Annotated in this window: 13 protein-coding genes; 3 read left to right on the top strand and 10 right to left on the bottom strand. The window is 65.8% G+C overall.

All coding sequences use genetic code 11. The features are described from left to right. Nucleotides 1-298 precede the first annotated feature (298 nt). Nucleotides 299-2,602 carry a tetratricopeptide repeat protein gene (locus BA190_RS14155; protein WP_068288119.1) on the top strand — a complete coding sequence of 768 codons (2,304 nt, stop codon included), beginning with the start codon at nucleotides 299-301 and terminating at the stop codon, nucleotides 2,600-2,602. Nucleotides 2,603-2,633: 31 nt separating this feature from the next. Here BA190_RS14155 and pdeM read toward each other — a convergent pair whose 3' ends face one another. The 10 genes from pdeM to BA190_RS14205 all read right to left on the bottom strand — a co-directional run bounded on the left by pdeM (nucleotide 2,634) and on the right by BA190_RS14205 (nucleotide 11,752). Continuing rightward, on the bottom strand, nucleotides 2,634-3,323 hold the full coding sequence (pdeM, locus tag BA190_RS14160) for a ligase-associated DNA damage response endonuclease PdeM (protein ID WP_068288123.1): 690 nt from the start codon (nucleotides 3,321-3,323) through the stop codon (nucleotides 2,634-2,636). A gap of 1 nt (nucleotide 3,324) precedes the next feature. After that, on the bottom strand, nucleotides 3,325-5,973 hold the full coding sequence (locus tag BA190_RS14165) for a ligase-associated DNA damage response DEXH box helicase (protein WP_082979731.1): 2,649 nt from the start codon (nucleotides 5,971-5,973) through the stop codon (nucleotides 3,325-3,327). Nucleotides 5,974-6,145: 172 nt separating this feature from the next. Beyond that, on the bottom strand, nucleotides 6,146-6,499 hold the full coding sequence (locus tag BA190_RS14170; RefSeq protein WP_068288126.1) for a hypothetical protein: 354 nt from the start codon (nucleotides 6,497-6,499) through the stop codon (nucleotides 6,146-6,148). Nucleotides 6,500-6,570: 71 nt separating this feature from the next. Then, the gene (locus BA190_RS14175; RefSeq protein WP_068288130.1) at nucleotides 6,571-6,924 is read right to left on the bottom strand and encodes a hypothetical protein; all 354 of its coding nucleotides are present in this window, start codon (nucleotides 6,922-6,924) and stop codon (nucleotides 6,571-6,573) included. A gap of 141 nt (nucleotides 6,925-7,065) precedes the next feature. Continuing rightward, on the bottom strand, nucleotides 7,066-8,022 hold the full coding sequence (locus BA190_RS14180; RefSeq protein ID WP_156771515.1) for a class I SAM-dependent methyltransferase: 957 nt from the start codon (nucleotides 8,020-8,022) through the stop codon (nucleotides 7,066-7,068). A 13-nt stretch (nucleotides 8,023-8,035) separates the two neighbouring features. Beyond that, a complete protein-coding gene (locus tag BA190_RS14185; protein ID WP_068288133.1) occupies nucleotides 8,036-8,377 on the bottom strand; it encodes a DUF1127 domain-containing protein in 342 nt (113 codons plus the stop codon). A 128-nt stretch (nucleotides 8,378-8,505) separates the two neighbouring features. Further along, a complete protein-coding gene (locus BA190_RS14190) occupies nucleotides 8,506-9,579 on the bottom strand; it encodes a GlxA family transcriptional regulator (protein ID WP_082979733.1) in 1,074 nt (357 codons plus the stop codon). Further along, complete coding sequence (locus BA190_RS14195; RefSeq protein WP_068288136.1) at nucleotides 9,563-10,006, bottom strand: VOC family protein; 444 nt, start codon at nucleotides 10,004-10,006, stop codon at nucleotides 9,563-9,565. The genes BA190_RS14190 and BA190_RS14195 overlap by 17 nt, the downstream gene beginning before the upstream one ends. Nucleotides 10,007-10,059: 53 nt before the next feature. Continuing rightward, nucleotides 10,060-10,335, bottom strand: a complete 276-nt coding sequence (locus BA190_RS14200; RefSeq protein WP_068288139.1) for a DUF4242 domain-containing protein — start codon at nucleotides 10,333-10,335, stop codon at nucleotides 10,060-10,062. 346 nt (nucleotides 10,336-10,681) lie between these two features. Then, the gene (locus BA190_RS14205; protein ID WP_068288142.1) at nucleotides 10,682-11,752 is read right to left on the bottom strand and encodes a purine nucleoside permease; all 1,071 of its coding nucleotides are present in this window, start codon (nucleotides 11,750-11,752) and stop codon (nucleotides 10,682-10,684) included. A gap of 157 nt (nucleotides 11,753-11,909) precedes the next feature. On the opposite strand from BA190_RS14205, the gene BA190_RS14210 reads away from it, so the two are divergent. Beyond that, the gene (locus tag BA190_RS14210; RefSeq protein WP_068288348.1) at nucleotides 11,910-12,923 is read left to right on the top strand and encodes a ligase-associated DNA damage response exonuclease; all 1,014 of its coding nucleotides are present in this window, start codon (nucleotides 11,910-11,912) and stop codon (nucleotides 12,921-12,923) included. Next, complete coding sequence (locus BA190_RS14215; RefSeq protein WP_068288145.1) at nucleotides 12,920-14,590, top strand: cisplatin damage response ATP-dependent DNA ligase; 1,671 nt, start codon at nucleotides 12,920-12,922, stop codon at nucleotides 14,588-14,590. Before BA190_RS14210 ends, BA190_RS14215 begins: the two co-directional genes overlap by 4 nt. The last annotated feature ends 2 nt before the right edge of the window (nucleotides 14,591-14,592 follow it).

The raw sequence follows: 14,592 nt of genomic DNA on the forward strand, positions 1-14,592 counted from the left end.
TCTGGCCTTGTTGCAAAGTCTAATGTTGGTTCCTGCAAGGTATCTCACTTTCCCGTCTGCTCTGCAGTTTGGGTAGCAAGGTTTTTAGTAAAAAAAGCGCTTTGGATGCTCTACAATGTTGTTGCTACCGGGAAGAGCGCTAGGGCAGTGAGGGTTAACAGGATATTTACCCTGTTGCGCGAAACCTGCTGTTGCGGGCACTGCGTGCCGCCCTCTCCACATGTTCCCGACCCGGTTTTCCGGGGCGGAGGCAGGGAGAGGCGTGAGAATCAGGCCGTTCGCCGGTACGGGAAGCCAAATGAACCAAGCAGCGTCATGGAGTGTCGAGGGCGTCGATTCCCAGACGCGCGAGGCTGCCGCCGTCCTGGCACGCCGCTCGGGCATGACGCTTGCACAATGGCTCAAATCCACCGTTGCCGAGCAGAAATTGCATGAGCCGTCGCTTTTCGAGACGCAGAGCGACCTGCCGGAATCACCCTTGGCGGCGATTGCTCGAAAGCTGGCCGCGACCCGTGAGAGGTATGTCGGTAGCAGTTCCGATGATCCGAAACGAAAGATCCAGACGGTAGAAGTCAGTGCGGCGGTGCTCGCGCGCCACATCCGCGCAAGTGAAGCCAGAATGGCGGGGCTGATCGAGCAACTTATCCACAGGCAGGAGCAGGGCGAGGTGCAGATGGCTGCCCTGGTCGATGCCCTCGTGGATGGTTTTGCGTCCCGACCCGCCCCTGCGGCGCCGGTCGGCGAAGTCGATGCTCTCGATGACCTGGCGCGGGATCTGGAGCAGCGCATCGCCGGCATGGCCGACAAGATCGGTTCGGTTGCATCCGCACCATCGGTTCCGCCTGCGCCTCGCGACGATCTGAGCGAGCAGATTGCGGCGCTGACGCGGGAGGTCGCCGAACTCAGGCGCAGCCATCCCCCCGCCGCATCCGGCCAGGAGGATCTCGCCGGTCTGCGTGCGGAGATGGCGGATCTCAGCCGGCACGTGGCCGACATCCGCTCCCCGGAGCAGTTTGCGCGCCTCGACAAGAAACTCGATCTGTTGGCACGCCAGGCCCAGGATCCGGCCGTGCTGGCCACACTCCAGCGCGAGACGGCCGATATTCGCGCCCGCCTTGGCGATCTCGTCCGCCAGCCCGAGGGCACACATCAGCTTCATGAGAAGATCGATGCCCTGCGCCAGGCCGTGGACGAGGCGCAGTCCTCGACCAATGCCTCCTTCACCGGGTTGATGGCCAGGCTCGAAGGCCTGGATGGGCGTGTCGTCGACGAGGCGGCTTTCTCCGCCCTGGAGCGGCAGATCGCAGCCATGGCCGGCAGCATCGAGGGGCTCGCCGGCGGCGGGCCTGGCGCTGCGCAACTGCGGGAGGCTTTCGGCGAGGCATTGGCCGGATCGGCGCTGGCCGCCTTGCCGGAGGAATTGCAGCGGATCTATCGTGAGCTGCGCCAGTATCAGCAGGACGATGTCCGGGACACCCGCAAGGCTCTCGACGCCTTGCAATCGCTGCTGCACCAGCTCGGCAATCGCCTTGCCTCCGTCGAGGAGGTGGTCAGGAGCCGGGGCGGAGCGGTCGTCGCCGGACCGCCCGATCTATCGGAGGTCCCGCCCTTGTTCGGCCGCGAGCGACCCGACGACATTGCCTGGTCGGATGACCTGCCGCGATCCCTTGCGGGTGACGGGCCCCGCAGTTCCTTCACGGACACGCCGCACAATACCGGCCGTCCCAGCCAGGTTTCCGCACTCGGGGCAGGCGGTCCGTCGCCACCGGGCGGAACGCGCAGCGCCTTCATCGCCGCGGCGCGGCGGGCGGCGCGTGCCGCAAACGAGGCCGAGGGGGCCATCACGCGCGAGGAGAACGATCCCGTGACCGGAGGTGAACCATTCTACAAACGGCACAAGCGCCCGATTCTGCTGGGTCTGGCGGCCGTGACCATGATGCTGGGCGCGCTGCAGGGCGGCAAGGCCAGCGCGGCACCCAGCAGCCGACCCATGACGCGCCTGAGCACGTCGGCAATGCCTCAGATGCGGCCGGAGATAGCCATACCCAAGCCCGAGCAGGCCGGCCAGGCCCTGGCCTGGTTCGAGGAGGCACGCCGGCTCGATCGGCCTGACGCCTCCACCCAGGATCTCGCCAAGGCGGCCGGGCTTTATCGCCAGGCGGCCCAGATGGGCTATACGCCGGCCTTGTTCCTGCTGGGGCTGGCCTATGACAAGGGCAGGGGAGTCGGCCAGGATGCCGTGCTGGCGGGGCTGTGGTATCAGCGCGCGGCCGAGCATGGTTCCGTGAACGCGATGTACAACCTGGCCGTGCTCTATGCCAATGGCGCCGTCATGGGCGCTCCAGACTACGAACAGGCGGCTCGCTGGTTCCACCAGGCCGCCGAGAAAGGCCATGTCGCCAGCCAGTATAATTACGGCCTGCTGGCGGCGCGCGGCCTCGGCACGCCGCGCGATCTTGCCGTGTCCTATCGCTTCCTTGCCCTCGCCGCGGCGGCCGGCGATGCGGACGCGCTGGAAAAGCTGGCGGAAATCGAGACGCGCCTGACGCCCTCGCAGCGCGCGTCGGTCGAGGGAGGCAAGGCCGGACGGCATCCTTGCTGAGGGGAGCCGTGAGGAGAAGGCTTGTCGCCCCTCATCCGCCCAGGCACCGCGCTCTCGGGAAGGCGAAGACGCGCTCGTCGCCCATCAGATGCGCGGTGAAACCATCGGGAAACAGGGGGGCAAAGGCGGCGTCGCGCACGTTCAGCCCACCGGCATAGGCGCCGAAGGCCGGCAGGATGGCGCGCTTGCCGTCACCGGCGAAGCAGCGCCGCCTTAGCGAGCGCCCGCGTGTTGCCACCCTGGCGACCGGGTGCAGATGGCCGGCGATCTCGCCGGGTTCAGCCTTGGCCGATGGCTCGTGGCGGAACAGCACGGAGCCGATGGCGAGCTCCGGCGTTGCGGTGCCGCCAAGGCCCGTCGGCGGATCCGGATCGTGGTTGCCGGCGATCCAGAATATCTCGCGCCCATGGATGCAGCGCTGCAGCGCCTCGCGATCGCCGGGGGCGAGGCGGGCATCGGCACGGCGGTCGTGGAAACTGTCGCCGAGGAAGACCAGTCGCTTCGCGCCGAAGCGGGACAGGAGCCGCGCCAGGCGCTTCAAGGTCTCGGCGGTATCATAGGGCGGCAGAAGTACGCGGCGTTCGGCGAAGGAGGAACCCTTTTCCAGATGCAGGTCCGAAACGACGACCAGGCTTTCCTCGAGCCAGACCAGCGCACCGTCGGCGGTGGCAAGAAATTCGACGCCTGCGACGGCCAGCACGGCTTCATCCCGCCGGATCATCTCAGGCGCTTTCTCTATCGTCGGGTCGATCCTGCCGTCCAACCATGGCCTCCGCGATCAAATCATCCGCTGCCTCGGCGAGGACGCTGTCCGTCGCCTCGCCATAGACCGGCTCCCGGCCGATCTCCAGCATGATCGGCACCGCCAAGGGCGAGATGCGATCCAGCCTCTTATGGATGATTCGGCCCCTGATGCGCGAGAGCATGCTGGAAAGGCGCTGGAGATCGAGCAGGCCGGTGCGCGCATCCTCCCAGGCGGCGCGCATCAGGATGTGGTGGGGTTCGTGCTGGCGCAGCACGTCATAGACGAGGTCGGTCGACACCGAGATCTGGCGTCCGGTCTTCTCCTTGCCGGGGGCGCGGCGCTCGATCAGGCCGGAGATGATGGCGCAGGTGCGGAACATGCGCTTCATCAGGGCCGATTCCGCCAGCCATTCCTCGAGATCGTCGCCCAGCATGTCCTGGTCGAAGAGCTGGTCCATGGCGGCGCGGTGCATGTCCGAGACGCCCCAGACCGCGAGCGCGTAGTCGTTGGCGACGAAGCCCATCGGCTTGAGCTTGGCCCGTTCCAGCCGGCGGGTCAGCAGCATGCCGAGCGTCTGGTGGGCGAGGCGGCCCTCGAAGGGATAGCAGACGAGGTAATGGCGGTTGCCGCGCGGAAAGGTCTCGACCAGGAGGTCGCCGGCCGGCGGCATCCGGGAGACGTCGCGCTGCAGGCGCAGCCAATCGGCAACCTGGTCGGGCAGGCCGGCCCAGTTCTCTGGATCGGCCAGTATGGAGCGCACGCGGCTGGCGAGATGGGTGGAAAGCGGAAACTTGCCGCCGGCGAAAGAAGGGATCTTCGGATCGCGGCCGGGCGGAGCGCGGGTGACCAGCACATCCTCTTCCTGGATACCCTCGAAGCGCAGGATCTCCCCGGCGAACAGGAAGGTGTCGCCGATGGAAAGTCCCTCGGCGAAATATTCCTCGACCTCGCCCAGCACGCGGCCGAAGCCGCGCCGGGCTGCCGTCTCGCCCGGCTTGCGCTTGGGCGGGCCGGAGGCCTTGGGATCCATGAACCAGGGCAGATAGGGCGTCGGCTTGTCGGCGGCCATGCGCGTGGGCTCGCGCGGACCTCTGTTTGAGAGGCGCACCTTGAGCAGTGCTTCCTCGACGATGGTGCCGACATTGAGCCGATAAGCCTGCGCCACCATGGGATTGGCGACGCGCCAGAGGCCGTCCTTGCCCTGCCGGATCTTGGCGAAGCGGTCATAGGTCTTCAGGGCGTAGCCGCCGGTCGCCACGAAGGCGAGCACGTCGTCAAAGGTCGGGCGGTCGAGCCCGGCATAGGTCTCGGCAGAGGTGATTTCCCGATAGAGCGCATCGGCGTCGAAAGGCGCCCCGCAGGCGACGCCGAGCATGTGCTGGGCCAGCACGTCGAGGGCGCCGGTGCGGGCGATCGGCGTGTCCTGCTCGCCCGCTTTTGCCGCATCGACGGCGGCCTTGCATTCCAGCACTTCGAAACGGTTGGTCGGTACCAGGATCGCCTGCGAGGGTTCGTCCAGGCGATGATTGGCGCGGCCGATGCGCTGCAGCAGGCGGGAAGCCCCCTTGGGCGCGCCGACATTGATGACGAGATCGACGTCGCCCCAATCGATGCCGAGGTCGAGCGTGGAGGTACAGACCACGGCCTTGAGCCGCCCGGCCGCCATGGCTTCCTCGACCCGGCGGCGCTGGCCGACTTCCAGCGAGCCGTGATGGAGCGCGATGGCCAGATTCTCCTCGTTCACCCGCCACAGTTCCTGGAACACGAACTCGGCCTGCATGCGGGTATTGACGAAGACGAGCGTGGTCTTGTGAGCCTTGATCAGGGCGTAGAGCTCGGCCATGGCGTGGCGGGCTGTATGCCCCGCCCAAGGCAGCCGCTCGGCGGTTTCGAGGATGTCGAGCACCGGCGCCGCGCCACCCTCGGCGATCACCAGGTCGGCCATGGCCGGGTGACCCGGGGATTGGGGAACGATCCAGCGCCGGAGTTCATCCGGGTCTCGCACCGTGGCGGAGAGGCCGACGACTTCGAGATCCGGCACGAAATGCCGCAGACGCGCCAGGCCGAGGGCAAGCAGGTCGCCGCGCTTGGAGGTGACGATGGAATGGAGTTCGTCCAGCACCACCCGCTTGAGACCGCCGAACAGGTCGGTGGCCTCCCGGCTCGCCAGCAGCAGAGCGAGCTGCTCGGGCGTGGTGAGCAATATGTCGGGCGGGTCGCGCTTCTGGCGCTGGCGCTTGGCCTGGGGCGTGTCTCCCGTGCGGGTTTCGATGCGGATGGGCAGGCCCATCTCGCCGGCCGGGCGTTCCAGGTTGCGGGCGACGTCGACGGCCAGCGCCTTCAGCGGCGAGATATAGAGGGTGTGGAGACTGGCGGGCGCATTCGCCCGGCGGTGCTCCAGGTCGATCAGGCTCGGCAGGAAGCCCGCCAGGGTCTTGCCGGCACCGGTAGGAGCGATCAGCAGGGCCGAATGCCCATTGCGCGCCTTCTCGACGAGCTGGAGCTGATGCGGCCGCGGTGTCCAGCCGCGCGCAGCGAACCAGTTTGCGAAGATCGCCGGAAGTGTTGGGAGCGGGGCTGTGGAGATTGGATCTCCGTTCTCCCGCCTCCCGCTTTGCTCATTCATGCCGCTATCGCCAATGCCTGCGGAGATATTGGCGTGCCGCGGTCAGATGTCCACTGTCGAGCTGAAGTGTCCAAAGCAAAGCGCGTTTTCGCGAAAACGCCTTTTTGCTTTAGCTCCTTGTTTTTGACGCGTCTTTGCGATCGTCGGCAATAGCGCCAAATCGCAAAACGCTTTAGCGGCAATCATAGATCGCCATGATGGTATAGGCCGAGACATAATTGCCCCATCGCCCCGTGAGACTGCGGCGGATCGGCGGCAGGCCTCCGGCACAGCCTTCACGGCGGGCGCGTGCATCGAAATCCCGCAGGATGGCCGGGGTGATCGGCTGCGCCCGGCGCCAGTAATAGAAATTGGAGACCATGAGGCCGCCGGCAAAAGCGCCGCCGTCGATGCGCGAGATGCGCTTGACCACTTCGCCCCGTGCTGTGTCCTGCGAGGTGCGGGTGATCAGGTTCAGGTCGCTGCGGGTGGCGCAACTGGCAAGACCGAGGCCCGCGGCAGCCACGATGAGAAGTTTCGCGTACATGGTCTTTCCTCCGGGAAAGGCTGTGTCTTGGTTGAAGGCTGTTCGCGGGGCGTCTTGCACCGCCAGGGCGTTCAATCGCAGTCGTAATGGCCGATGATGCGATAGGCCGAGGTATAGGTACCCCAGCGGGCGCTGACGCTGCTGCGCGTCGGGGCATTGCCGTCGAGGCAGCCAGCGCGGCGGGCGCGGATGTCCATGTCGCGCAGGATCGGCGCCGTTACCGGTTGCGGGCGATTCCAGTAGTAGAAATTCGACACCATCAAATTGCCGGCCAGGATGCCGTTGGTGATGCGGGTGGTGTTCTTGATGACCCGGCCGCGCGGCGTCTGGTCGGCCGTGCGCGTCAGGGTCTGCAATCCGTCGCTGGTGGCGCAGCTCGCGCAGGCGAGACCAGCCAGGACGACTGTGGAAATTTTTGAAAACATGATGCCCCCTTCAAGCGCATGACTCTCCTCTGGCTGGCAAGCAGCCAAGTCCCCCAGGCCATCCTTACGTTTGGGAAGTCATTTTGCCAAGGCGTGCGGCGTACCGGGAGCAGCGCCGTGGTCTTTTGCCCCCAGGCCCGGCTATCGCTCGAGCACGGCGACAAGGCCCGGCACCGGCACTCCCCGGTCGGTGCGGGGCGAGGCGTGATCGAGATGGCGCAGGTGCAGACCGGCCGCCGCCGCCCAGCCTGCAAGGCCCTCGCGTGAATGGGCGTACCGCAAATCGTGATTCAGGATGAAGGCGGCGGGCCCGCTGTGGCTCTGGACCGTAAAGACGAACAGGCCGCCACGCACCAGCACGCGCGCGGCCTGACGAAAGATGGTCTCGAGATCACCGAGATAGATGAAGACGTCCGCTGACAGGATCAGGTCGGCGCTATCAGCGGCCTGTCGGAAGAGAAAATCGGCGATCTCCGCCTGCTCCAGCTGCCGATAGACCTGCTTGGCCCGCGCCTTGGCGAGCATGGCACCGGACAGGTCGACGCCGACGATATCCTGGCAAAGGGTGCGAAAGGCCTCGCCCACAAGGCCGGTGCCGCAGCCCAGATCGAGGGCGCGTTCGAACGGTTTGCTCCGGCCGATGCCGTCCAGGGCCATGCGCAACAGGGCAGGCCCGCGATAGGAGAGATCGGCGACGAGGGAACGCTCGAAGCGCGGCGCGTATTCGTCGAACAAGGCGGCGATGTGGGCCGGCGTCATGGCGCCGTCGGGCGGCATCTCGCCGAGCCGGGCCAGGCGTGCACCAGCGCCGGCTTCATCGGCCGGGTCGAGGCGGAGTGCCTGGCGATAGGTGTCGATGGCTTCGTCCCGGCGTCCGAGCATCTCGTTGAGATCGCCGAGGGCGAGCCAGCCGGCAGCCCAATCCGGAGCTTCATGGAGGGCCTGCGTTACCAATTCGGCGGCCGAAGCAGGATCGCCTCCCGCCTTGTATTCCATGGCATAGGCGAAGCGGCGGTCGGCTAGGGCATTGCCGGAGGAGCGGGCTTTGAGCATGGCACGCCTATAGGCCAGGACCTGCGGCAAGAAAATAGACGTCACGGTCAGTGGCGCCTCAATCCGCGGCCCCGATCATATTGCCGTCGTCACCCAGGTCCATCGGCGCCTGATCGGGGGGCGTGCCATGCGTGTTCCGCCAGATCCTGGGCGGGTTTTCTTCCGCTGGGGGTGGCAGGGAGCCCCCGAGATGATGGCAGCAATCGGCGGAGCGCTCCATATGGAACCTTTCGCCGACTCGGAACAGGCCAATGTCCCGGAGACCACGGTCGTTCATCGCCAACAGCATGCGGGTATGGCGGATTTGTTCACGATAGCGGGCGATCGCGGCAGCGCCAAGGCGGGCAGCCGCGCGGACCCTGGACGCAAGCCATCTCAGGGCTGCTGGTTGAGCGCCCATGCGGGGCCTCCAATGAGGTTGAGGATGTCTGGAGCAAAACGCGTTCAAGCCCGACCGCTTGTTTGCTCTAACTCTTTGTTTCGACGCGTCTTTGTGATTCGAGGTGATTACGTCTAGTCGCAAAACGCTCAGGCCCTGCGGCCGGCGACCAATTCGCTACGGTCGAAATTCATATGTGCGAAGCGCCGTCGATACTCTGCCGGCGTCATGCCGGTGTGACGCTTGAACAGATTCCTGAAAAACACGATGTCGGCATAACCCGTCTTGGCGCAGACCGCCTGGATGGATGTCGCCCCGGCTTCGAGCAGATCCTTTGCCGCCGACATGCGCAGCTTCTGGAGATAGGCGCCGGGCAGGGAACCGGTCGCAGCCTTGAAGCGGCGAATGAAGTTGCGCGGACTCATGCCGCTGCGCCCCGCCAGCGTATCGATCGACACGTCCTCGTCGAAATGCGTGCGCAGATATTCCTCCGCCTCGCGAACCCTGCCATCCGCATGCGGGCGCGAAAGGGGAAGCACGGCATAACCGGATTGGCGGCCGCGCGGCATGCTGACGAGAAGGGACTTGGCGCATTGCAGGGCGATCTCATGGCCGCAGAACTTCTCCACCAGATAAAGACTGAGGTCGATCGAGGCGTAGACGCCGCCGCTGCACAGGATATGGCCGTCCTCGGTGACGAATTGCTCGGTCTGCCAATGAACCTGCGGGTAGCGCTGCCGCAGCATGTCGGCAACGCCCCAATGCGTGGTTGCGATCCGGCCATCGAGCAGCCCGGCCTCGGCCAGGAAGATGACTCCCGTGCATATGCCGGCGATATAGGCGCCGCGCCCATGCCATTTGCGCAGCCAGGCGAGGAAGGCCTCATTGCCGATGAAGCGATCCTGGATGTCCCAGCCGGAGGCCGGCACGATGACGATGTCCGCGTGCTCGATGTCATCGATCGACAGTGTCGGCACCAGGCCCAGGGCGCACAGGCTGGTCACGCCCTGGCCGTCGATGGAGACGGTCCGCACCCGGAATGGCGGCCTCGGGGTCTCGCCGTGAAGCCAATTCCACAGAGAGCCGGCCGAGTGAAAAACCTCGAGCGGGCCAATGGCGGTCGAGGCATAGCCGCCATCCAGCAGCACGACCGTGACCTCGATCGGCTTGACCCCCGGCTTGGCCGATGCCGGATCGCTCGAGGCTTCAGCCTGCGTCGGCATCAGGGCCCTCCGTGAAGCCTGCGTCGAGCGGCTCCCACAATCCGACCAGTGCGCCGACCGAATCGAAGATGAGGGCGATCCGCGCCAGCCCTGGCGCGTCGGCGGCGCGGACGATCACCTCGCCACCGAGAGAGACGGCGCGTGCGAGGGCTTTCTCGAGATCGTCCACCTCGAAATAGGGCGTCCAATGCGAGGGGACGCCCCGTGCACGATGGGCATGGCTGAGCTGGTAGACGGAGCCGAAATCCATGCCGGACACACTGAATCGGGTAAATTGACCGCCATTCATCGCTTCTTCATTCCGTCTCCAGCCGAACATGCCGGCATAGAACACCTCGGCGCTCGCAATATTCGTCGCTGCGAGATCGACCCAGCGCAGGAAGCCAGGGCGCGGGCCGTCGGGTTCTGGAAATCGCGGCTTTCGCATCGGCCTGCTCCAACCGGGAACGGGCGCCGCCCGACCAAGGCGGCGCCCCGGTGTCAGGAATTGGCAGTCATCGGCTCGACCACGCTGCGAACCTCGGTGATCCTGGTCGCCGGAAAGCCACTGAGCTTTGCATGTTCGCGGACAGCGTCCTCGTCTTCGGCCAGGTAGATGCAGAAGGTCTTGTCATCGACCACATAGGACTGCAGCCATTGGGCCCGACCTTCGAGCTTGGCCAGGGCGGCGTTCGAGGTGCGGGCGACGTCCTTCAATTGGTCCCGGTTCAGGCCACCCACCCCGGGAATGTCGCGTTCGATCACATAGCGCTTCATCTCTTCGCTCCTTCAGGTTTCTTGAGGAAGGCAAGGATCGTCCGGTTCCCATCGGCAGGACAGGCGGCAGTTTCGACAATGTCGGATGGTGATCGTGACAATCGAGCAAGCCGTCCTCAGGCCTGCGCATCCTAGCCGGCCGGCATGGGACACGGGCGACGAAGTCCCCACCAATCGCGCCAATCGGGCGGGCCCATGCGGAGTGCAGCCGGCGTGCCGAGGCCGTTACAGCCTCTTTGGACTTCTACGCTCAGTGTCTCAGGCAAAAGTGCAACAGCCCTCGACGGCCCTGTTCGCAGGGCCGCGCGAGAGTGATCCAATGAAGCGGACTATTCCGGCGAAGCGCTTATTTGATCCCGGCAGACCAAGTCGGCCAATCCTTGATGACGGTATCGGCAAAGGCCGAGCCGACGCGATAGGCGTTGGCGACGGAGGGGCCGAAGCCGCCGGATTTGGCCGAGAGCGATTCCGCCGCGCTCTGGCCGGGTGCCTCGCGATCGAAATTGGAAGCGGTGCGCAGCACCGCGATACGCTCGAAATCGAGCAGGCCGGCATCGGCGCCCCGCTTGAGGGCGGTCAGCGTGGCATTGTCTTCCATCTGGGTGGTGCAATAGTTTGCCTTGCCGTCCGTGGCATGCCTGGCCCAGCGTTCCATGGCATCGCCGATCTTCGATCCGTGCCAATAGGTGTCGATCGAGACGGTATCGCACAGCTTCACCGCCGGCTTGGCGCGGGCGGCCTCGTCCTGGTAGCGAGCGCGATAGTCCCCGGCCTCCTTGCCATCAGCGAGTTCGACGGAACGGGTCAGTTCGAAGGCCTTTTCCGCCAGTTTGGCATTGAGCGCATAGACCTCGGTGCCGGCGCTCCAGCCTGCCTTGTCGCTCGGCTTGGCGGCGCCGAGCGGCAGCATGCCGTCAGGCCAGTCGGAGGGGATCTGGCGCGGGTCGATGTCGTGGCGCAGCCCGCCATCGATGACATAGCGTGCCCACAGCGCCGATCCCAGCGTGCCATCCTTGGGATCGACGCCGGCGATGCCGTCGATCAGGAAATAGGTCTGTTTCAGATCGAACTTGTCGCCGAGGACGAGGGCTGCCGTCGAGCTGGCCGCGTTGGCATAGCCCATGGCGGTCGTCATCACGCATAGGCCCTCCGTATCGCAAGCGACGTCAGGGTACTCCTTCGACAGGCCGGGGACCTTGATCTTCGTGGTCAGCTTGCGGGCCTCCAGCCAGGGTTTGGCTTCTTCCCCGAACATGGTGATCACCATCACCTTGGGGGCGATCCGCTCGGCGGCGCTGGCATGGGCGCTGCCGATGAGGGCGAGAGCTGCCGCAAGGCCGGCGCCGACAAGATGTGTGCTGTTGGATGATACCCGTGATCGGGCATTGGTCAGCGTCGGCTTCCGGTTGAACAGCATCGGGATTTGATCTCCAGGGTCGCTTCTTCCGGTATCGCATGGATGCGGCGATGTCATCCTGTCCCCGTCGCCAATACCCCGCAAAGATCGAGGCTGCCCGAAACAGGGTTGCCGGCAACACCTTGGCCCCATGCCGGTTTCACCCTATGTTCTCGCCATGCGGCCTTCGGACTTGCTGATTCCGACGCCGTCGGGGCTGTACTGCCCGCTGGCGGATGTCCATGTCGATCCTGTGAGGCCGGTCGAGCGGGCCCTGATCACCCATGCCCATTCCGATCATGCCCGCGCCGGCCATCGCCAGGTGCTCGCCACCGCCGAGACGCTGGCGATCATGGCGGCGCGTTATGGCGAGGATTTTTGCGAGGCGCGCCAGACCGCCATCCTGGGCCGGAAGCTCGGTCTCGGTGGCGTCGATGTGACCTTCCATCCCGCCGGCCACGTCCTGGGCTCGGCGCAGATCGCCTTCGAGGCTGGGGGACTGCGCATCGTCGCCTCGGGCGACTACAAACGCCAGGCCGATCCGACCTGCCTGCCCTTCGAGCCGGTGCCCTGCGACGTCTTCATCTCGGAAGCCACCTTCGCCCTGCCGGTGTTCCACCATCCCGATCCCGGGCATGAGATCGGCAAGCTCATGGATTCGCTGGCCCTGTTTCCCGAGCGGGCCCATCTCGTCGGCGCCTATTCCCTCGGCAAGGCGCAGCGCATCATCGCCATGGCCCGCCAGGCCGGTCATCAGGCGCCGATCTATCTGCACGGTGCCATGGAGAAGGTGACGCGGCTCTACCAGGATTTCGGCATCGAGCTCGGGGCGCTGCAGCTGGTGCGCGACGTCAAGCCGGCCGAGCTGGCCGGTGCCATCGTGCTCTGCCCGCCCAGCGCGGCCCAGGAAGTCTGGTCACGCAAGATGCCGGATCCCCTCAGCGTGTACGCCTCGGGCTGGATGCGCATCCGGGCACGGGCGCGCCAGAGTGGTGCCGAACTGCCGCTGGTGATCTCCGACCATGCCGATTGGCCCGATTTGCAACGCTCGATCCTGGAAACGGGCTGCTCGGAACTGTGGGTCACCCATGGCCAGGAGGATGCGCTGGTGCATTGGGCCCGCAGCCACGGGCTGAAGGCCCAGCCTTTGCACATGATCGGCTATGGCGACGAGGAGGCGGAGGAGGCATGAACCGCTTCGCAGAATTGCTCGACCGCCTTGCCTATGAGCCGGGCCGCAATGCCAAGCTGCGCCTGCTGACCAGCTATTTCCGCGAGACTCCCGATCCGGACCGCGGCTATGCGCTGGCGGCGATCACTGGGGCGCTGTCCTTCCGCAATGCCAAGCCCGCCCTGCTGCGCGAATTGATCGGTGAACGCGCCGATCCCGAGCTCTTCGCGCTGTCCTACGACTATGTCGGCGACCTTTCCGAAACCATCGCGCTGATGTGGCCGGCCCGGCCGGGCATGAACCATGCGCCCAGCCTGTCCGAGGTGGTGGAGGCCCTGAGCCAGGCAGGCCGCTCGGAGATGCCGGCCCTGATCGCCCGCCATCTCGACGCGCTTGATGAAACCGGGCGCTGGGCCTTCCTCAAGCTGATCACGGGTGCGCTCAGGATCGGTGCTTCCGCGCGTCTCGCCAAGAGCGCCGTTGCAGCACTGGGCTCCCTGTCTCCTGATGATATTGAACTCGCCTGGCCCGGCCTGCAGCCGCCCTATGAGAGCCTGTTCGCCTGGGCCGAGGGCAAGGGCGAGCGGCCGGAAAGCGGCAATCCTGCCCCGTTCCGGCCGGTGATGCTGGCCCATGCCCTGGAAGAGGGCGACCTCGCGGCCATCCTGCCGGACAGTCATGTGGCGGAATGGAAATGGGACGGCATTCGCGTCCAGGCGGTCGGGGTGCACACCGCGAACGGCCCCTTGCTGCGCCTTTATTCGCGCACCGGCGAGGATATCGCACCGGCTTTTCCCGATCTCGTCGAGGCCCTCGATTTCGAAGGGGCCATCGACGGCGAATTGCTGGTGCGGCGTCTCGGCGAGGACGGCGAAGGCCGCATCGAGAATTTCAATGCCCTGCAGCAGCGGCTCAACCGCAAGAGCGTGACGGCAAAGCTCATTGCCGACTATCCCGCCCACATCAGGGCCTATGACCTGCTGGCCGAAGGGGACGAGGACCTGCGGGACCGCCCCTTCATCGAAAGGCGCGCCCGGCTGGAGGCCTTCGTGGCGCGCCTTGCTTCGCCACGCCTCGACCTCTCGCCGCTCGTGGTCTTCACCGGGCCGGAGGCTTTGGCGCTGGCCCGCGAGAATCCGGGCGGTGCCGGAGCCGGTGCTGATGCGGAAGCCGTCGAGGGATTGATGCTGAAGCGGCGCGACAGCCTTTACGTGCCGGGCCGCCCGAAGGGCCTGTGGTTCAAATGGAAGCGCGAGCCGTTCCGCATCGACGCCGTGCTGATGTATGCCCAGCGCGGCCATGGCAAGCGCTCCTCCTTCTATTCCGACTATACGTTCGGCGTGTGGAAGGGCGAGGAGCTGGTGCCGGTGGGCAAGGCCTATTTCGGCTTCACTGACGAGGAATTGCGCGACATCGACCGTTTTGTCCGCAACAACACGGTGAACCGTTTCGGCCCGGTGCGCGAAGTTGTCCACACCGCCGAGAAAGGCCTGGTGGTGGAAGTCGCCTTCGAGGGCCTGGCGCGTTCCAGCCGCCATAAATCCGGCGTCGCCATGCGCTTTCCTCGGCTGGCGCGCCTGCGCTGGGACAAGCCGCCCGGCGAGGCGGACAGGCTGGAAAGCCTCACCGCCCTGCTTGACCGCGCGGCCGTCACGCCCGAAATAGGGGCGGATACGACAGGAGAATAGGC

This window comes from Labrys sp. WJW (assembly GCF_001676615.1).
GTDB classification, from domain to species: domain Bacteria; phylum Pseudomonadota; class Alphaproteobacteria; order Rhizobiales; family Labraceae; genus Labrys; species Labrys sedimenti.